This is a genomic window from Neisseria sp. P0009.S008, assembly GCF_051958615.1.
Classification (GTDB): Bacteria; Pseudomonadota; Gammaproteobacteria; order Burkholderiales; family Neisseriaceae; genus Neisseria; species Neisseria subflava.
Window position 1 is genome coordinate 1 of the sequence record NZ_JBQCVG010000088.1, and the last position, 247, is coordinate 247.

1 rRNA gene is annotated in these 247 nt (G+C 49.8%); it reads left to right on the plus strand.

Annotation, left to right across the window (positions count from 1 at the left end):
* Positions 1 to 247 (plus strand): 16S ribosomal RNA (locus ACTHSQ_RS11390); the annotation flags it as partial.

The window sequence follows — 247 nt, forward strand, 5'->3', positions numbered from 1 at the left end:
GAATCACTGGGTTTAAAGGGTGCGTAGGCGGCCCAATAAGTCAGTCGTGAAATCGCTGGGCTCAACCCATGCAATTGCGATTGATACTGTAGGACTTGAATTAGGTTGAGGCTGGCGGAATGCGACATGTAGCGGTGAAATGCTTAGATATGTCGCAGAACACCGATTGCGAAGGCAGCTCACTACGGGATTATTGACACTGAGGCACGAAAGCGTGGGGATCAAACAGGATTAGATACCCTGGTAG